An 18,432-nucleotide genomic window follows, 5' to 3' on the forward strand; every position below is an offset into this window, starting at 1 on the left:
GGTGGGGTGCGCTTGAGCGGTCTCGGGGGGGCACGAAGGTGGGGTGCGGTTGAGTGGTCTCGGGGGGCACGAAGGTGGGCGCAGTGGAAAAGTTGAGGCCGCCGATCAGTGCGGGGATCGCTCGCAGCTTTGATCGGCGGCCTGCACCGGTGACGCGACGAGGTGTGTCGGTCACCGGAATTCGGGGGGTGTCGCGGTTACGGGGCCCAGGTGCGGGGGGCGGTGCCGTCGGCGTCGGCGGGGGCTGCCGCGCGGTGGGCACGGTTCACCGCCGAGACGACGGCGCGCAGGCTGGCGGTGGTGATCGACGGGGCGATACCGACACCCCACACCGTCTCACCGTTGGTCTCCACCTCGACGTAGCAGACGGCGCTGGCGTCGTCGCCCGAGGTCAGGGCGTGCTCGGCGTAGTCGAGGACGCGAACGTCGAAACCGACGGTGCCGATGGCGTTGACGAACGCGGCGAGCGGGCCGTTGCCGACGCCCTCGATCTCCCGTTCCACACCGTCGACCTTGACGATCGCGGTGATCTGGTCCTCGCCGCCGTCGATCTCGGAGGCGTCGACACGCTGGCGCATCCGCTCCAGCGGGGTGATCGGCATCAGGTATTCCTGGCTGAAGACATCCCACATCTCCTTGGGACTGACCTCGCCGCCCTCGCCGTCGGTGATCTTCTGGATCTCGCGGCTGAACTCGATCTGCAGGCGCCGCGGCAGATTCATGCCGTGGTCGGCCTTCATGATGTAGGTGACGCCGCCCTTGCCGGACTGGCTGTTGACGCGGATCACGGCCTCGTAGTTGCGGCCCACATCCTTGGGATCGATCGGCAGGTACGGGACCGCCCAGATGATGTCGTCGACGTCCGAATCCTGCTCGTCGGCATCGATCTTCATCTGATCCAGGCCCTTGTTGATGGCGTCCTGGTGGCTGCCGGAGAACGCCGTGTACACCAGGTCGCCGCCGTACGGGTGGCGCTCGGGGACGTTCAGCTGGTTGCAATATTCGACGGTGCGGCGGATCTCGTCGATGTCGGAGAAACTGATCTGTGGGTCGACACCGCGGCTGAACATATTCATGCCCAGCGTCACCAGGCACACATTGCCGGTGCGCTCACCGTTGCCGAACAGGCAGCCCTCGATGCGGTCGGCGCCGGCCTGATAGCCCAGCTCGGCGGCCGCGACCGCGGTGCCGCGGTCATTGTGCGGGTGCAGGCTCAGGATGATCGAGTCGCGGCGCGCCAGGTTACGGCTCATCCACTCGATCGAGTCGGCGTACACGTTGGGCGTGGCCATCTCGACCGTCGCCGGCAGGTTGATGATCAGCGGCTTCTCGGGGGTGGGTGCGATGATCTCGGAAACCGCGTCGCACACCTGTTTGGCGAACGACAGCTCGGTGCCGGTGTACGACTCGGGGGAGTACTCGTACCGCCAGTTGGTGTCGGGGTACTTCTTCTCCTCCTCCAGCACCAGCTGCGCGGCGTCGGTGGCGATCTTGACGATGGCCGGCTTGTCGGCGCGGAACACCACCCGGCGCTGCAGCACCGACGTCGAGTTGTAGAAGTGCACGATCACATTCGACGCGCCCTGGCAGGCCTCGAAGGTGCGCTGGATCAGTTCGCTGCGGCACTGGGTCAGCACCTGGATGGTGACGTCCTCGGGGATCGCGCCGTCCTCGATGATCTCGCGGACGAAGTCGAAGTCGGTCTGGCTGGCCGACGGGAAACCGACCTCGATCTCCTTGTAGCCCATGCGGACCAGCAGATCGAACATGCGGCGCTTACGGGCCGGGCTCATCGGGTCGATCAGGGCCTGGTTGCCGTCGCGCAGGTCGACCGCGCACCACAGCGGGGCCTTGGTGATGACCTTGTCGGGCCAGGTGCGGTCGGGAACCGATACCTTCTCCACCTCGTCGGCGAACTGGAGGTAACGGTGGACGGGCATCGCCGAGGAGCGCTGCGGATTCCAAACGGGCTGGTCGGCGGGGATGGGGCCGGAAGGCTCAACGATACGGCTGGCTCCGGAAGTGAAACTGTCTGCTGCGGCCATGATGGGTCGTTCTCCAGGTCAAGAAAGAAAGGGGAGTGACCGGCACGTCTGATCCCCGCGGCGGAGAGCCGGTCGAATCAGACCCCGCCGCGGCAACCGAGAAGGAGCGCACGCTGCATGCCGAACACTGTACTCCTGCGGATTCACCCCGCAAAATGGCCACCCCACCAACTGGTTGAGGTGTGAGGAGCGCAAGCGACGAGCCTCGAAACCTCGTGAGCGGACAATGTCGTCTCACGAGGTTTCGAGGCTCATCGCCTAGCGGCTCTTCGCACCTCAACCAGCGGAGGCGGTCTGGGCGGTGGCCACCTGACGGCGGGCGAAGAAGATCAGGCCGGCGACACCCGCGGCGATCATCACGAAACCCCATGCAGGCCAATCATTGTCGGGTCCGAGGGTGATGGGCAGCATGATTGTGGCCAGCGATGACCGAGCAGGGTTGCCGATCCGGTCGTGATGGGGGCGGGGTCGTCAGGCGGTGGCGGGGTGGGCGGCGTCGGCGTAGCGGCGCAGGCGTTCGGACAGGGAGAGGACGAGGGCGTCGACGGTGGCATTGGCGGTGGTGGTATCGGGGTAGCGGATGCGCAGGTCGAGGCCGTCGTGGTGGCGGGAGAACCACATCTGGACACTGTCGGTGGTGGTGCTGTTGGAGATGTGCCGGGCGCCGGGCAGTGGATCGCCGAGGCGGCGGTAGTCGAGGTAGGACACCATGAAGATGTCGGCGGTGGTCATCGCCGGCTGACAGCGTTGCAGCACGTGGTCGAGTGGGACGGCGGCCAGGCCCAGGGCGGACTTGAGGGCGCGCTGGGCACCCCCGGTGTCGCCGGAGCGGACCCGTACCGGGGCGTTGGTGACCAGCCAACCGGCGGTCTGATGCCACCGTGACGACGACCGGCCGCGGGTGTGCACCGGGATCACCGTCGACAAGGTCTGCGGCCCGCCCTGGTCGGCTATCGACGCGGCGAGCTGGGCCAGGATCTTGGCGAACGCGCCGCGGCCGAGGGCGTCTGCGGCGGTGTCGTCGAGAAGTTCCACCACGCGCGTGCATTGCGGCGCACCGCCCGGCGGGATCTCACCCAGCGGCAGCGGGAAGGTGGGGATCGCATTGCCGGTGGCGGCGAAAAACCGTCGCCAGGCCGGTAATCGGGGATGCTCACCCTCGGCGGCGGCGAGTTTCTCGCTGAGGATGCCGTCGAGTTCGGACCGGTCGAAGAAACGCTCACCGGGGCTGCGGCGGGACTCGGGGTCGAGGTAGAGCTCCCGGATCCGGCGCAGCGCCAGGTCGACGGTGAGGGCGTCGCAGTGGGCGTGGTCGAAACCGACGATGAGGGTGGAATCGAGCAGCCCGAAGAACACGCCGGGCACCTCGCCGCTGCGGCAGCGGGCACTCAAAAGCGTTGCCAGATCAGCGGATCCGATGTCGCCACGGGGTTCGGCGGTCACCCGCACCTGGTTGGGGCCGAAGACGTCGGCGTACGGTACCGAGGTCTGCGGATCGAACTGGAAGCGGGCGCGCAGGGCCTCGTGCTCGGTCAGGAACCGGGCGACCGCGTGTGCCGCCCGCTCGGTGTCCACCGCCTCGCCGTCGTCGGCGAGGTCGACGGTGCCCGCGATCCACACCCCCTGCGACGTCGGATCAGCAAGTCCCAGAAGGTGATTGGCCTGATTGAAGGTGACCGCGAGCTGTCTCCGGACCGGCTCGCCGGTCCAGTGGGTGCACAGCTCGGTGAACGCTCCCGAGAGCATGACCAGATCGATCGTGGTCACATGCATGGACGCCCACCTCCGGCCCTGAAGTCGTCTCCGCCGCCGGTCAGCCTATCGCGGATACCGCTGCGATACCGCTGGTGTGAACAAGATCGCTTATCGCGAACCGCTCACGCCCGCGCGGTGAACGGCTGCCCCCAGGTGCCGGCAAACGCGACCTCCTCCAGCGGGCGGCGTCGGCGTGGAATCGAATCACGTTCGAGTACTTCGGGACTCAGGATCGAGATGTCCTCGGCGAGCTTGCCGATCGCGAGGACCACCATGGCGCGTTTGTCGTCGGGGATGGCGAACCGCACGCGGGCGCCCGCGGCGTCGAAACCGGCCATCGGGTGTGCGTTGCAGCCGAGCGCCACCGCCTGGATGCTCATCTGCGCCACGGCCAGCCCGAGGTCGACGGCACCGTACTCGTGGGCCATCGTGTCGTCGGGGTTGTCGGTGGTGCACACCAGCACGAGCGCCGCCGCGGCGGGCGCCCACGACTTGTTGCCGCGGGTGAGCAGGTCCGTGATCGCGGTGAAGGTGTCGTCGCCGCGCTCCCCGACGACGAACCGGACGGGCGCCACCTTCCCCCAGGTGGCGGCCCACCGGCCGGCGTCCAGGATCTCGGTGAGCTCGTCGGTGGAGATGGTTGCCGCGGGGTCGTAGCCGCGGGCGCTCCAGCGGCCTTCGATCAGTTCATGCACCCTGACGACGGTAAGGCATCAGGACGCGACCGGCTCGACCGCCGGACGGCTGCCGGGCCGCATCACGAAGGCGAGCACCACGGCGACCACCGTCAGCAGGGCCGTGGTGGCCAGCGCCGCGGTGTGCATACCGTCGACGAACGCCACCTTGGCGGCGGCCACCAGCGCGTCGCCGGAGGCGCCGAGGCCGTCGGCTGTGCGCAGGGTGTCGCCGAGTGTGTCGCTGAACTCGCGCCCATCGGATCCACCGCGGAAGACGAGTGTCGCCAGCGAACCGAGCAGGCCCAGCCCGAGGGCGGTGCCGAGCTCGAAGCAGGTCTCGGAGATGCTGGAGGCCGCACCCGACCGCTCCGGCGGCACCGACCCGACCACGACCTCCGACACCAGGGAGAACTGGACGCCGAAGCCGATACCGGCGATCGTCGTGAACAGCATGTACATCCACAGACCGTCGTCGACACCGAGCGTCAGGACACCGGCCATGCCGACGGCGGTGAGCACCACAGACCCGACGAACGCGTTCCGGGTTCCGACGGCCGCGGCCACCTTCGCGGCGCCGACGGAGAAGATCGCCACCGCGCACGCCATCGGGAGCCCGGCAATCGCGGCGGCCAGCACATCCATGTCGAGGACGGACTGCAGGTAGACGCCGGTCAGGTACGACATGCCGCCGAGCGCCATCATGCCGGTGAGGGCGACCGCGACCGAGCCGCTGAACATCGGGTTCTTGAACAACGAGAGGTCGAGCAGCGGGTGCGGGGTGCGCCCCTGGTGCATCAGGAACGCGACCAGCAACGCCAGGCCGGCCAGGCCGATCAGCAGGGTGCCGGCCGAGAAACCGTGCGAGGCCATCGTCTTGATCGCGTACATCAGCGGCAGGATGCCGGCCATCGACAGCCCCACGCCGAGGGCGTCGAACGGCCCGGACGCGCCGGCCCGGAACTCCGGCACCAGCCGGGGGCCGACCAGCAGCAGCACGATCACCACAGGCACGTTGATGAGGAACACCGAACCCCACCAGAAGTGGTGCATGAGCACACCGCCGACAACCGGCCCCACGGCGCTGCCGCCGGCGAACACCGAGGTCCAGATGCCGATGGCCAGCCCGCGGTCGCGGGCGTGGACGAACATGTTCGCGATCAGCGACAGGCTCGACGGCAGCAGGGTGGCGCCGCCCAGGCCCATCAGGGCGCGGGCCGCGATCAGCACACCGGCACTCGGGGCGAACGCGGCGATCATCGACGCCACACCGAACACGAGGGCGCCGCCGAGGAGGATCTTGCGGCGGCCGATGCGGTCGCCGACATTGCCCATCGTGATGAGCAGGCCGGCGAGCAGGAAGCCGTAGATGTCGAGGATCCACAGTTGCTCCGACGCCGACGGGTCGAGCGCCGAGGTGATGGCGGGGATGGCCAGGTAGAGGACGGACACGTCCATCGACACCAGCATCACCGGCAGGGTGAGCACGGCCAGGCCGAGCCACGTGCGGCGGTCGGCGCGGGGGGCGGAAACCGCCTCGACGCGCTGTCCGCTGCTCTGGTGGTCGATGGCCATGATTGACTGCTTTCTGTCCGGGTGCCGGAAACGGCGTGCGTACGGCGTACGCGTCACACGGTACGGTCAAACGGTACGTAGGTGAGTACGCTGTACGCAAGCCGGTTATTCCGTGTACCGATCAGTGGTTTCGGGTTCAGATCAGGAGGCGATGGATCCGGTGTCCGCCGAGAGTCCCAAGCTCACCGTTCCGGCGATCGTCGACGCCGCGATCGCCGTCGCCGACCGCGACGGGATGGGCGCGCTCTCGATGCGCCGGATCGCCGACGAACTCGGCGTCGGCGCCATGTCGCTGTACCGGCACGTCGCGGGAAAAGACGATCTCATCGAGGAGATGACCGTCGAGGTGGGGCGGCGGTTCCCGTACCCGATCGACGCCGAACCGGCGCTCGGCTGGCGCGAGCGGGTCGCCGCGGCCACCGACATCGACTGGGAGCTGTACCAGCGGCATCCGTGGGTCGTGCAGGCCTACACCTCACCCCGCTACGGCTTCAGCATCGAATCACTGCGCTGCCTGGACTGGTTGGTCGGCGGTTTCATGGACGGCCTCGGCGTCGACGTCGAGGTGGCGACGGAGATGTCGCTGACCGTGTGGAGTTACGTCAACGGGGTCGCGCTGGCCGTGCTGCCCAGCGTCGCGCTCGACACCGATTCCGACGTGCCGGGCGGACTCGTCGACGTCATCGAGGGCCGGGTCGCCGACGCGCCGCCGCACCTGGCCGGTCTCGTCGGCAGCGCCCGGGGTGGCGAACTCACCGATCCCCGCGCCCAGGTCGACCGCGGCATCGCCTGGCTCTGCGCCGGTTTCGCCGCCGGGTAGTTCCACGTCCGGCGGGGAGTTCTCCCCATCGGAGGCTTCCGCCTGGGGAGTTCTACCCATCGCCTGTGGGGGCGCTGTGAGTCATTGTTGACCCATGCCGCAGTTCACCGCCTCCCGCATCGCCCGTCATTCGGCCGCCGTCGCGGCCGGAATCGTCACTGTCGCCGCACCATTGGCCGTCGCCGCGCCCGATGCGTCGGCGATCCCGGGGGAGTGGCCGAAGGTCAACCCGGCCGATTTTCAGGTGGGCGGGAGCTACTACTTCCAGTCCCCGTCGGGCAGCTGGAAATGCGCCATCCACCTCGACAGGGGTGCGCCGTGGGCGGGATGCCGGGGCAAAGTGCCCGCCCGGGCGCCCAGGGTGTCCGGCGGCGGAGTCGCCTCGATCCATCCCAACGGGGTGTACATGACCACCGCGACGCCCGCCCGGTTCACCTTCTACAGCGACACCACTGTGGACGTGCCACGCCAGCGGGTATTGCCCTACGGCAGGCTGCTACAGGTCCGGGGCATCACCTGCTCCACAGACCCCGGCTACGGCGTGAACTGCGCCGGCGGGGGCCACTACTTCACGATCTCCACCGATGACTACCGAATGGGGTGAACAGATGACTCAGAACTCTGACGACGACAACGGCCACCGCGATTCCGGCCAGTACCGGGTACCGCCGGAGAACGTCCGGCACTGTGCGCGGGCACTACCGCGGTCGGGCCGCTCGCGGTGGCGGTTCGCGCCGGTGGTGTGCCCGCACCGCGCGGCCTGACGCCGGCTGCCCGCACCACACAGGACATCTCTGCTGCGGGCGAGTGGTCCGGTCCCGGTCGGCCATGTCGATCTCCGGGATTCGCCCTCACTGGAATTTAGGCTGACCGGGATTCACACCGACAGGGATTCACACCGACAGGGCGGACTCGCAGGCGGTTCCGTCGGCCGGGTGCCCGCCAGGTCGAGGATGCGATTGCGCAGCTTCGGGGGCGAACTGGGCAGCCACATCGCCATCACCGGAACCTGCGGTGGTGCCGTGAGACTGACAACCCGGATCTGGTCGTGGTACACCCAACCGGCCTGGTTGGTAACGAAGGTGCAGGCGTCTTGATGCACGAGCACCGCCATGTGCGGTGGGATGCCGTGCAGCTTGGACACGATTATCGTCGGTTCGAATCCCGCGTCGCGGCAATAGGACACGATCATCGGCGTGCAGTCCGTTTCGAGTTCGGACACGACGATGGGGTGGCGGCTGACATCGCTCATCGAACACGTCGGCGCGGAGGCGAGCGGATGCCGAGCGTGCACGGCGAGCCGCAACTCATGCCGGAACGCGACGACCCCTGCCAGGTCCGACGGCACGGTCGCGCTGCGCGTCAGTGCCAGATCGATGGTCCCGGCGAGCAACTCCTCGCGCGCGCTGTCGGGGGCTATCGGGCGCACGGTGATGGCGAGAGTGGGGTCGGCGAGGATGGGGCCCTCGATCACCTCGAATGCCTCGGACGGGGCCACCGCCGGAGTGTGCCCGATGGAGTAAGGCACGTCCCCGTCGGTATCGAGCTTGCGGACCTCGGTGGTCAGGCTGGTACCGACCGCCAGCAGCGGAACAGCCCCCTCATACAGCGCCTCGCCGGCCTTGGTCAGCACCAGGGAACGTTTGCTGCGGGAGAACAGGTCGACGCCGAGCTGGGCCTCGAGTTCGCGGATCGCCACCGACAGCGACTGCTGTGAGATGGCCAGTTCCTCGGCGGCGATCCGCAGCGACGGTGACTCGACGACCGTGACGAACATGCGCAGACGGCGGAGGTCGAGATCGCGCATGTGCGCCCCTTGCTGTCATTGGCTTGAGATGCCGGTTGGTATGGACGTTGATGGTGAAATTTTCTCACATCCTGGGCGAGGTTTCGTCATCAGTCCGGGCAGCGGATCAGATCGGCGATCGCGAGGAATCGTTCACGGGAGAACCCGGCGGCGTGACCACTTGTCATCGCCGGTGACCGGCCAACGATGCGGATCAGTCACTTTTAACATTCTGACTATGACAAATGGTGTTAAATATCAGCAACACACTGACGATGATCTGCGGGAGGGTTCGCGTGGCAAGGCGCTTGTCGCTGGCATTCGGTGCCTTGACCCTGGAACGGGACGGAACAGGTGTGGGTACCTACACGCGCGAATTGCTGTCGGCCATGGCGTCACTACTTCCCGAATGCCTCGACGTATCGGCGCTCGTGCAGGCGCCGTCGGCGGATTGCCTGCCCGCGGCCATCGAGGCGTGGCAGGTGCCGCAGAGCAGCGGCATCCGCAGGGCGGTGCTCGGCAAGCTGCCCGTCCCCCGGGTGGACGTCTTCCACGGCCTGGACGCGGATCTGCCGGTCTCCGGTCCCCGCGCGAAGGTCGCGACGATCCACGACATGTCTGTGTTCGACACGCCCTGGGCATATCCGGCGATACGCGCACGCGGCGAACGGCTCCTGGTGCGCGACAGCCTGCGCCGGGCCGACGCGGTGATCGCGGTATCGGAGTTCACCGCCGACCGGATCCGTGATCTCGCCGGCGTCGAGCCGATCGTGATCGGGCTGGCGCCGCCGTCCTGGGCGCGCTGTGCCTCGCCCGCCGAGATCGTCGCTGTGCGGGAGAAATACGCGCTACCCTCTCGCTTCGTCCTGCAGGTGGGGACGGTGGAACCACGCAAGCGGCCCGATGTGGTGGCTGCCGCCGCGCGGGGGGCCGGACTTGCCTGCGTGCTCGCCGGCAAGAACTCCGATACCTCGGCGGCACCCGCCGGGGCGATCGGACTCGGCTATGTCGACAGGGCCGATCTGCCCGCCCTCTATGGAGCGGCGACCGTCGTCGCGTACGCCTCGGAGTACGAGGGTTTCGGGCTGCCGCCGCTGGAGGCGATGGCGTGCGGTGCGGCCGTCGTCGCCTCGGACGTGGGTGCACTGCCCGACGTGGTCGGTGACGGTGCTGTGCTGATCGGCGGCTTCGAGGTCGCCGAGTGGGCCGACGAATTTGGCGACCTGGCCGCCGGCCCTGCCGAGCTGGCCGCGCTTCGTCGTGCGGGATTGGCTGTGGCGCAGTCATTGTCGTGGCGTGACGCGGCCCGGCGAACCCTCGCCGTGTACGAATCGGTGGGTCTGTGGGCGCGGACCGGGGTCGCGTGATGACGGCTGTGGCCGGCAACCGCGACGGGAGGCACCGGGCGGACCCGGAACGTGGGCGCCACCAGTTGCCGGAGCGGGGCAGACACCACGAGCCGCCCGACGGCCGCCACCACCGGGTACCGGAGGGCCGCCACCGGGCGAATCCCGACCTGGCTCCGCACAGCAGCGCCGACGGCCGCCATCACCGGGTTCCGGACGGGCAGCGCCGGACGCCGGCACCCGCGCCGGCGTGCTGAGCCCGGCGTCGCTGCGGCGGAATGCGGCCGGCCATAAATGATGCATCACCATCATCTTCCGGACTGTCGGAGCGGTGCTGGGCGGGACGGGGTCGTAGCGCCGAGCTGTCAGTGCGTGGTGCGGTCGGCGTAACCGGATCGCTCCAGCCGTAGCTGGTTGCCGCCGGCGCGTTTCGCGGCGTAGAGCGCCCGGTCGGCGCACGTGAGCAGGTCCGCGGACATCATCGCGGCGTCGGCATCGGCTCCGGCTCTGCCGGCATCGAAATGCGCTCTGCCGGTAGTGCGACACGCTCTGCCGGCGATGCGACACGCTCGGCCGGTATTGCGACACGCGCGGCCGGCGTTGCGGCACGCTCTGCCGGTATGGGGACGCGCTGCGGCGGCATCGACACCCGCTGCGCCGGGGTGGGCGTGGTACACGGACACCCCGGCGGAGGCGGTGAGCTCGCGGTCGTGACCGGGAGCCGGAATGCCGAGTTCGGACACTCCCTGCCAAATGGACCGAGCCCGATCGACCAGGCGGGCATCGGACATCGTGGGATCGCCGGTGAGGAGCACCGCGAATTCCTCACCGCCGATGCGGGCCGCCAGCGCGAAGCCGTCGGTCAGTGGGTTTTCCGGTGGCGGTTGGCCGGGGAGTTGCTGGTACGGCGCGACGGCCGCGGACAGATAGCCGCCGATCCGCCGAAGACACGCGTCGCCGGCCGCGTGACTGAACTCACGGTTGTAGGCGCCGAACGAGTCGAGGTCCATGGTCATCACGGCGACGTCACGACCGTCGGTGACGAGTCGGCGTAGCCGGGATTCGAATGCGCGGCGATTGGCCAGCATCGTGAGGGTGTCGACCTGGCTGAGAAAGGCCAGATGCTGGGATCTGCGCCAACGGATCCGGTAACTGATCTCGACGCGGAACGCCGAGCGCATTCCCATGGCCGTGATCAGGGTCGCCACCACGATCGAGAGGATCTGCGAGGCGGTGATCGGTGTGCAGATCAGTTCGATCACGAACGTCCCGGCCAGCATCGATGCCCCGACGGGCAGCGCGATATTCCAGACGACGTGTGTGGTGAACAGACTCAGGACCAGCGTGACGGGGATGATGATGGGGACCGTGGCGGGCCCGTCCGCACCGAGCGCGATGAAGGCGGCCATCCCCGCAGCCCAGCACGCACCCACCGCACCGATGAAGGCGAACGTGGACCAGCGCCGCAGTGTCGGTAGCTGAATGGCGATCAACGCGGCGAGGGTGGCTGGAATGCCGATGAACGCGAGCGCCGGCGTGACCACGTCCGTGACGTCGGCGGGCACGTTGTTCAGGGGTGCGCCGATGACCAGCGTCGCGATCGATATGACCAGGATTCCGGCCAGCACGGCCGTCCGCAGCGGCTTGCCCCGCGCGTCGGACCCGATCCGGTAGTCGGCCTCCGCCTGCGGCGGGTAGGTGATCGAATGCCACGTGGTGTGCAGCGGATGCGGGCACGGGTGCTTCTCCTGGGTGACCCGGGTGGCCTCGCCGAGGTCGAGGGTGAAGGTTCCGGCCGGCGGCTGATCATCGGGGCGTGCTGTGACCAGCGCGGCGTCGTCCGACTCGCGCGAGCGGCACAATGCGCCTTCGGCGCGCCGCACGAACTCCTGGAGGCCGGGTTCCTCACCGGGCTGCTCGTCGGGCCACCCGGGCCGATGCGCCAGGCTCGAGTGCACCCGCAGGGATCGGCCGGCCGGGCCGGTTGCCGCCCGGATGGCCGTGACCACATGGAGGCGAACGTCGTACGCCTTTTCCGAGGTCACCTGGCCGTTGCGCCACAGGACGGCGAAACGCTTGCCCGCCACCCGGGCGACCACGGCGTTGTCATTTCCGCATGATTCCCGCAGGCACAGGGCGACGGCGCGCAGCACCTCGTCACCCGAGGGGTGACCGTGGGTGTCGTTGTAGTTCTTGAACCTGCCTATCTCCAGCAGCAGCAGCGAGAACGCCTGCCGGTGATTGTCGGCATCGATCAGCTCGAGCGCCAGCCGTGTGCTGTTGGCGATCCCCGTGAGCGGGTCGGTCTCGTTGAGGAGTGCGATCCGGTGTTGCTGTGCCCAGGATTGCCTGCCGATGATCTCGGATCGACGAGCGGTGAGTGTCGAGCCACAGACGATGGCGAGCGAGACGACAGCCTCGGTGACCTGCGCACCGAGGCCGCCTTCGGCCAACTCCATCGCACCGACGGAGATGACGAATACCGCGGTCACGCCGACCAGGATGTTGAACGGCAGATGTGCGAACTGCACGCTGAGGATCAACGCGTACGGCACCATCAGCGGGACGGAGCCCGGTACGTCGCCCGCATGCGCCAAGTGGGCGGTGAGCACGCAGACCAGCGTGAGGAATTGGGCGGCGACGAACAGCGCTGCCGAACCCATCGAGTTCGCGTACGTCCGCGGGTACCGCGCGACCAGCAGCCGGTTACCGAGAATGGCTGCCGACTGGATTCCGACCGCGGTTCCGAGGATGGCGCAGATGGCCGCTGTACCCGGGCCTTCGCAGGCGGAAAGCGATACGGTGGCCAGAGCGAGCGTCAGCGCGAGGAAGGTGAGCAGGTGGACCTCGGCGCGGGTCTGTGCCCCGGAATCGCAGAATGTGGCGCGGAAGCGTCGTTCGTTCCGCTCCGGGAACAGCGGTATGCCCATCCATGATGTGCGTGCATCGAGGATGAGTCGGGGGTCGCCGTCGCTGCCGATCGTGGGCAGCACGGGAACGCGGGGTCGTTCAACCATTGAAGAGTCGTTGGTCCTGCATGCTGTGGGTACTAAGTCACAATAATTAGACACTTTAGGGTCGGCGCACCGCTAATCGGGGTGCCTTGAATGCGCTCGAATGTGAGTGGGCGGGGCACACGCGAAAAAGGCGGACGGGTCGAACCCGTCCGCCTTCATCACTGAGGCCTTTTAGATTCTGGTCTCGGCCGCCACGGCGCGGAGCTTGTGCCGTGCCAGCGCGAGATTCGCGGTCGCCCGGTTGAGGACCAGATAGATGAACAGGCCATTGGTACCCCGGCCGTCCAGGATGTTGATCAGATGATACTGCTTGTCGAGCGAGATCAGGATGTCCTCGATGTTGCCGGAGATGCCCAGCGTCTCCATCGTGTTCATCTTCGCGCGAACGACATTTGAGTTGCCGGCGGCTGCGACTTCGAGATCGAAACCCGGGTCGCCGCCCTTCGCGAGAGCCATGCCGCTTTCGCAGTCGACGATGGCCGCACCGACGGCACCGTCGATACGGAGTAGTTGCGATACATAATCTTCGAGTTGTGACACTGGTGTATTTCCTATCTCTGTGTGGGATGACTGATCGGTTTCGATATCCCCGACTGATGGGGAAGATTCTGGCTCCGGCGGTAGTGATGCCCGGATTGCGGGGAGCGAGGTCTCTGCCCCGGGTGGAACAGGATCACCGGGTGGAACAGGATCACCGGGTGGAGCGGGGTCGGCGGGTGGAGCGGGAGTCGTTGCCTCGAGGTGTTCCGGCGGAGTCCAGGGGCTGTGCCGATGGATACGCCGGCCGGTGGGCATCGGAGGCATCTCCTGCGCCGGGTAGGCGGCACGCCGGTGCCGCTGCGTCGTGCGCTGGACCGGCCACCGGTCGGTCGGGGCGTCGTCGGGTGCGACCTGCGTCGACGCCCCGTCGGTGAGCCGGTTCACGTCACCGACCAGCGTCCCGAGCGAAGGCTCTGGCGGTGCCGGTTCGTCTGCTTCCTCCTCGACGGGCCGCAGAAGGGCCGGCGACGGGCTATCGCGTGCCGGCTCCTCCCGCGAGTCCCTGCCCGGGGTGTCGAACTCCGAAGTCGATGCGGCCGACCGGGTCTTCCCTGGGGCAAAGGGTTCCGGACCGTCCACTGCGGGGGTCTCGTCTTCGTTGTCGTCCTCTCGGGCGGGTTCACGACGCCGTCGATTCCACCAGCGATCTGCCATTACTGCCGGACCTGCCTGACCGGGCCGCGGGGCGTCGTCATGCGGTCGCCGGCTCGGTGTCGTGGTACTGGTCGATCGCGGTGGGGGTGTGTGCGGCGTGCAGTCTGTGTTCGAACTCTTCCGGGCTCATCGTCTCCGGAACGATCCACTCGGTCAGGAAGCCGTCGACGATGACGCCGACACGGGAGCACCAGGTGCGTAGTTCGGCGGCGTCACCGGACACCACGACGGCACTTGAACCGGACAGGACCGAATCGTTGAGCAGGCGCCGGAGTTGGGTCTGGGCGGCGACATCGAGCCCGCGGGTCGGGGAATTGAGGACGACGAGATCGCTGTCCTCGAAGATGAGCGGTGCCAGCCGGACCTTCTGGGCGTCGCCGCCGGACAGTTCACCCACGCTTTTATGGAAACTGTTCGACTGCAATTCGAGTGAGGCCATCATGGCGATCACCTTGCGCAGGGCGGCCACCTCGGCGTGGAATCCGGCCTCGGTGGTCCAGCCGCTGTTCATCATCGAGCGGGCGACGGATTCGCTGGGATCGGCGCCGAGTTCATCGCGCTCACCGGTGAAATAGGAGAAACGCAGTGCTGAGGCGTCTGCGGGTGTCAGCACACTCCGCGGTTCGCCATGGACCACGAAAGTTCTTGCGCTGGCCGTGACCTGGCCGGTGATGGCCCCGCCGATCTCGAACACGCCGGAGTCCCGGGACCCGGTCAGCCCGATGATCTCACCGGTGTACACCGTCAGGTCGACGCCGTGCACGACACCGGGAACTCGGAGGTCGGTGACCTCGAGCAGCGGCGTCCCTCCTTGTCCCGCAGGTGGTTCCGGAGCCGGTGCGGGCTCTGCCACATGCGTGGTGCCCAGCATCAACTCGGCGAGGTCATCGGCGGTCAGCGCGCTTGTCGGACCGGAGTAGACCAGTCGCGACTCGCGCAGCACCAGTACCCTGTCGGCCAGCTTCAGCGCCTCCGGGAGGCGGTGGGAGATGAACAGCACACCGCGACCCTGCCGCACAAGGCGGCGTACCACCTCGTGCAGTTCGGCGGCCTCGGCCAGGTTCAGCGGCGCGGACACCTCGTCCATCACCACCACCTGGGCGTCGTCGGTGAGCACCCGGGCGGCTTCGATCAGCCCGTACAGTGGCCGGGGCACCTCGCCGATCAACTCGTCGGGCGAGAGCGTCATGCCCATCTCATTCAGGATCCACGCGGCCTGCCGGCGCAAGGCGTCGTGGGGACGGTCCTGTTGGAAGGTTCCCCGGAAGATCGCTTGGGCGACAGTCAATGTCGGGTCGATGTCGATGCGCTGCTCGATCATCGCCACTCCCCGGGCACGTGCTTCGAGCCGGGATGCGCGCGGGTATTCGACACCGAGGGAGCTGATGGTTCCGGCCGACTCGGACTCGGTGCCGGCAATGATCCGCCCCAACGTCGACTTGCCCGCGCCGTTTCTTCCGACGAGTGCGACGATCTCGCCGGGCGCGACCGCGAACGTGACGTCATCGAGTACTCGCTTGGAGTGAAAGTCTTTGGACAGTCCACTGACCGAGAGCAACTCATTGGACTCCACGAACGTAACTCCTTGCCGACGGATGAGACACACAGCCCGACGCATTGACAGTCCAGGATGGACAGTCAATGACTTTAATCAGTCATAGTATGTATGAAACGTGTGATGTGTACAACTGCGTTGTACCTAGAGCCTAAAGTCCCTGGATCTGGGGGGTTACTCAGTGGTAACTGACCGGCAGGTAGCCGTCTGTGGCCCGAATCGGGGGCTATGTCAGCAGTGTGTGCGGCGCCGGCGCCGGACCATGGTGTGAGAGGTCAGCCGGCTGTTGCTGTTCGTCCGGCGAGCGCTGCCGCCGCCGTCGGGTGCCCGAAGAGGTAGCCCTGGCCGTAGCCGATGCCGAACCCGTGCAGGACGGGGAGGATATCCTCGGACTCGATCCCCTCGGCGACGATGTGGATGCCGACTGCCTTGCACATCTGGCAGATGGCGTCGACAACTGCCGCACTGACCGGGTCGCAGGTCACCTGATTGATCAGGTCGCGATCAATTTTCAGGACATCGACGGGCAGGTCCCTGATGTAACTGAGTGCGGAATAACCCGAGCCGAGATCATCGATGCTGATTCTGCAGCCCAACTGATGGAGTTGATCGATTACCTTCGAGGTACTCGAATCATTCTGGATGGCGGCATCTTCCCGCAACTCGATCCACAGTCGTCCGGGATCGACGCTGAAATTATCCAGTGTGCGGCCGATATACCCGGCCAGCGCCGGGTCGGTCAACTGCCTGCTCGACAGATTGATGGTGACAAACGGTTCGTCGGATGCGCATAACGGCGCCAGGGTATTGGCAAATGTTTCGATGATCACGGGGATTGTCATCAAGCCGATGTCAAGAATCAGCGACGAGGCCTCCGCCTCTTCCATGAAGTGGTCCGGGGTGAGGACATCCTGGTCGGGGCGCCAGCGCAGGAGGGCCTCGAACCCCATCACCTGGCGGTCGGACAATCGGACGATGGGCTGATAGACGAGGGGGAAGTCGGCGGCCGACGAGAGACGCAGCCGATGTGCGAGCGTGAGCCCGTCGCGTACCTCGGCGCGAGATTCATTCTCGGCAAATCGGATTCGATCGGTAGATCGCAGGCACAGGCTCAGTGCGGCCGATGCGTACTCGGCCAGATCGTGATCGGTTGTGGCGGCGGGAAGGTGCGGGCCGACGGCGAACCCGGCGCAGCAGTCCAGGTAGAGGCCATCGGGATCGTCGTCACCGCATGTCGACAGCCGGACGAGATGTTGGAGCAGTGCGTCGTGTTCGTCGGGGTCGTCGGGCAGGTCGACGACATATCGCCAGGTCGTCTCGCCGGTCTGGGTGAACTTCGCGGCGGATCCGAGATCGTGGGCGATTGCGCGGGTGGACGCCTGGGCCGCCGAGAGCGCGCGTGCCGGACCGTGGGTGAATGCGACGCGCTGGTACGGATCGCACGTGACTGCGACCGCGACTTTGTTGAGTGTGGATCGGGAACACGTGTCACCGTCACCTCCACCGCCCCCTGATCCGGAATATGTCACGTCAGTCAGCATAAGCCAGTACCGCACGGGCGCCCGCATCTGTCGGCACAATACCGCATCGAGTCGGGGCCGCACTTTGATTCACGTGTAGGACATGCGACAGTTTCAGGGATTCCGGTAGAAATTGGAATCGATAAGGATACCGTGCTCTTGATGCGGCGATATGGGGAGGGCTGATTGTGGCTGTGCCGGCACGTGAACCAGGTGCGCGCCCCGAGGGCAGGGCATCCGGGGACGTGACACCCGACGGCATCCTGCGGGTTCTGTCGTGCCTCGGGGTGGGCGCGGTCGTCTTCGGCAACCGGTCGGTGGTCGAGTACGCCAATGACGAGTTCGCGGAACTGCTGGGTTACCGGTCCGCGGGTGAACTGATCGGGTCGGGGATCGGTCAGGTCATCGACACATCGGACCTGGCCGTCCGGGACGAGTCCACCCGGCGCCCGACACGCGAAGGCGCAGAATCGGTGTGGGCGACATGCACACTGATCCATCGGTCCGGGATGCGGTTGTACAACTGGGTGCGCCGCTGGCGGGTCCCCGTCGACGGCACCCTGCCGACACTGATGATCATCGAGGAATCGGCGGACACGCCGGACGGGTTGTCGGGAGTTCGTGAGCGCTGGCTGGCCGACCACGACGAACTCACCAGCCTGCTCAACCGGCGCGGCTTCAATCGTGCTGTGCGGGACGGGCGGACCGAGTTTCCCGCAACGCTGGTGGTGGTCGACGTCGACGCCTTCAAGGCGATCAACGATCGCTACGGCCATCACACCGGGGATCTCGTATTGCGGGCTTTCGCAGGCCAACTCGGGCATATCGCCGTACTTCACGGCGGGGTGTGCGCACGCTTCGGAGGCGACGAGTTCGTGCTTCTGGTGGCGGCCGGGGAAGCCGATCGGGCGTTGCGCCGGCTCAAGACACTCGTCCACGACAACACGGTCGAAGTTCCCGGGGGATCGGTGGTGTTCACGGTGAGCTACGGCTGGTCCCAGGTGCTCAATCCCGATCAGATCGACCACGCGCGGGTCCGGGCGGACGGACACATGTATGACGCCAGATCGGTCAAAGGCGGGCCGCCTCGCCAGGGCCGGCACAACCGGGTCCGCATCGGTGACCCGAGAGAAGACTGGTGACAG

The 18,432-nt window shown here is 67.1% G+C and carries 15 protein-coding genes; 5 read left to right on the forward strand and 10 right to left on the reverse strand.

From position 1 onward, the window contains the following. Window positions 1–197: 197 nt before the first annotated feature. The 5 genes from leuA to GOAMR_RS21965 all read right to left on the reverse strand — a co-directional run bounded on the left by leuA (window position 198) and on the right by GOAMR_RS21965 (window position 6,049). A complete protein-coding gene (gene leuA / locus GOAMR_RS21950; RefSeq protein WP_005193290.1) occupies window positions 198–2,045 on the reverse strand; it encodes a 2-isopropylmalate synthase in 1,848 nt (615 codons plus the stop codon). Window positions 2,046–2,321: 276 nt separating this feature from the next. Next, entirely contained in the window at window positions 2,322–2,456 is a 135-nt protein-coding gene (locus GOAMR_RS25770) for a hypothetical protein (RefSeq protein ID WP_259064590.1), read from the reverse strand. A 60-nt stretch (window positions 2,457–2,516) separates the two neighbouring features. Next, entirely contained in the window at window positions 2,517–3,818 is a 1,302-nt protein-coding gene (locus tag GOAMR_RS21955) for a condensation domain-containing protein (RefSeq protein ID WP_005193292.1), read from the reverse strand. A gap of 104 nt (window positions 3,819–3,922) precedes the next feature. After that, a complete protein-coding gene (locus tag GOAMR_RS21960; protein ID WP_005193294.1) occupies window positions 3,923–4,495 on the reverse strand; it encodes a nitroreductase family protein in 573 nt (190 codons plus the stop codon). An 18-nt stretch (window positions 4,496–4,513) separates the two neighbouring features. After that, window positions 4,514–6,049 carry an MFS transporter gene (locus tag GOAMR_RS21965; protein WP_005193296.1) on the reverse strand — a complete coding sequence of 512 codons (1,536 nt, stop codon included), beginning with the start codon at window positions 6,047–6,049 and terminating at the stop codon, window positions 4,514–4,516. A 151-nt stretch (window positions 6,050–6,200) separates the two neighbouring features. Here GOAMR_RS21965 and GOAMR_RS21970 point away from each other — a divergent pair, with 151 nt between their 5' ends. From GOAMR_RS21970 to GOAMR_RS25245, 3 genes are all read left to right on the forward strand, one after another. Further along, on the forward strand, window positions 6,201–6,869 hold the full coding sequence (locus tag GOAMR_RS21970) for a TetR/AcrR family transcriptional regulator (protein WP_005193297.1): 669 nt from the start codon (window positions 6,201–6,203) through the stop codon (window positions 6,867–6,869). A 94-nt stretch (window positions 6,870–6,963) separates the two neighbouring features. Beyond that, on the forward strand, window positions 6,964–7,473 hold the full coding sequence (locus GOAMR_RS21975; protein ID WP_005193299.1) for a hypothetical protein: 510 nt from the start codon (window positions 6,964–6,966) through the stop codon (window positions 7,471–7,473). A gap of 4 nt (window positions 7,474–7,477) precedes the next feature. Further along, window positions 7,478–7,633, forward strand: coding sequence for a hypothetical protein (locus GOAMR_RS25245; RefSeq protein WP_170319206.1), 156 nt, complete (start codon window positions 7,478–7,480; stop codon window positions 7,631–7,633). Window positions 7,634–7,746: 113 nt separating this feature from the next. Here GOAMR_RS25245 and GOAMR_RS21980 read toward each other — a convergent pair whose 3' ends face one another. Then, on the reverse strand, window positions 7,747–8,676 hold the full coding sequence (locus tag GOAMR_RS21980; RefSeq protein WP_005193301.1) for a LysR family transcriptional regulator: 930 nt from the start codon (window positions 8,674–8,676) through the stop codon (window positions 7,747–7,749). A 254-nt stretch (window positions 8,677–8,930) separates the two neighbouring features. Here GOAMR_RS21980 and GOAMR_RS21985 point away from each other — a divergent pair, with 254 nt between their 5' ends. Beyond that, a complete protein-coding gene (locus GOAMR_RS21985; RefSeq protein ID WP_040516121.1) occupies window positions 8,931–10,022 on the forward strand; it encodes a glycosyltransferase family 4 protein in 1,092 nt (363 codons plus the stop codon). Window positions 10,023–10,366: 344 nt separating this feature from the next. Here the strand turns inward: GOAMR_RS21985 and GOAMR_RS21990 are convergent, their stop codons facing one another. From GOAMR_RS21990 to GOAMR_RS22005, 4 genes are all read right to left on the reverse strand, one after another. After that, window positions 10,367–13,018: a GGDEF domain-containing protein gene (locus GOAMR_RS21990; RefSeq protein ID WP_040516102.1), complete on the reverse strand. Its 2,652-nt coding sequence runs from the start codon at window positions 13,016–13,018 to the stop codon at window positions 10,367–10,369. Between the two features lie 171 nt (window positions 13,019–13,189). Continuing rightward, window positions 13,190–13,558, reverse strand: coding sequence for a hypothetical protein (locus tag GOAMR_RS21995; protein ID WP_005193305.1), 369 nt, complete (start codon window positions 13,556–13,558; stop codon window positions 13,190–13,192). Between the two features lie 691 nt (window positions 13,559–14,249). Continuing rightward, entirely contained in the window at window positions 14,250–15,785 is a 1,536-nt protein-coding gene (locus GOAMR_RS22000; protein WP_005193306.1) for an ATP-binding cassette domain-containing protein, read from the reverse strand. 257 nt (window positions 15,786–16,042) lie between these two features. Then, entirely contained in the window at window positions 16,043–17,335 is a 1,293-nt protein-coding gene (locus tag GOAMR_RS22005; protein ID WP_005193307.1) for an EAL domain-containing protein, read from the reverse strand. A 140-nt stretch (window positions 17,336–17,475) separates the two neighbouring features. Between GOAMR_RS22005 and GOAMR_RS23875 the strand changes: the two genes are divergently transcribed. Then, a complete protein-coding gene (locus GOAMR_RS23875; RefSeq protein ID WP_005193308.1) occupies window positions 17,476–18,429 on the forward strand; it encodes a sensor domain-containing diguanylate cyclase in 954 nt (317 codons plus the stop codon). Window positions 18,430–18,432 lie beyond the last annotated feature (3 nt).

The sequence above is a fragment of the Gordonia amarae NBRC 15530 genome (assembly GCF_000241345.1).
Taxonomy (GTDB): domain Bacteria; phylum Actinomycetota; class Actinomycetes; order Mycobacteriales; family Mycobacteriaceae; genus Gordonia; species Gordonia amarae.

Bases quoted from the DNA above. Each gene is read 5' to 3' on its own strand.
- GOAMR_RS22005 (WP_005193307.1), bottom strand. From the start codon at position 17,335: ATGCGGGCGCCCGTGCGGTACTGGCTTATGCTGACTGACGTGACATAT.
- GOAMR_RS21990 (WP_040516102.1), bottom strand. From the start codon at position 13,018: ATGGTTGAACGACCCCGCGTTCCCGTGCTGCCCACGATCGGCAGCGAC.
- GOAMR_RS21980 (WP_005193301.1), bottom strand. From the start codon at position 8,676: ATGCGCGATCTCGACCTCCGCCGTCTGCGCATGTTCGTCACGGTCGTC.
- GOAMR_RS25770 (WP_259064590.1), bottom strand. From the start codon at position 2,456: ATGCTGCCCATCACCCTCGGACCCGACAATGATTGGCCTGCATGGGGT.
- GOAMR_RS21955 (WP_005193292.1), bottom strand. From the start codon at position 3,818: ATGCATGTGACCACGATCGATCTGGTCATGCTCTCGGGAGCGTTCACC.
- GOAMR_RS21975 (WP_005193299.1), top strand. From the start codon at position 6,964: ATGCCGCAGTTCACCGCCTCCCGCATCGCCCGTCATTCGGCCGCCGTC.
- leuA (WP_005193290.1), bottom strand. From the start codon at position 2,045: ATGGCCGCAGCAGACAGTTTCACTTCCGGAGCCAGCCGTATCGTTGAG.
- GOAMR_RS21985 (WP_040516121.1), top strand. From the start codon at position 8,931: ATGATCTGCGGGAGGGTTCGCGTGGCAAGGCGCTTGTCGCTGGCATTC.
- GOAMR_RS21970 (WP_005193297.1), top strand. From the start codon at position 6,201: ATGGATCCGGTGTCCGCCGAGAGTCCCAAGCTCACCGTTCCGGCGATC.
- GOAMR_RS25245 (WP_170319206.1), top strand. From the start codon at position 7,478: ATGACTCAGAACTCTGACGACGACAACGGCCACCGCGATTCCGGCCAG.
- GOAMR_RS21965 (WP_005193296.1), bottom strand. From the start codon at position 6,049: ATGGCCATCGACCACCAGAGCAGCGGACAGCGCGTCGAGGCGGTTTCC.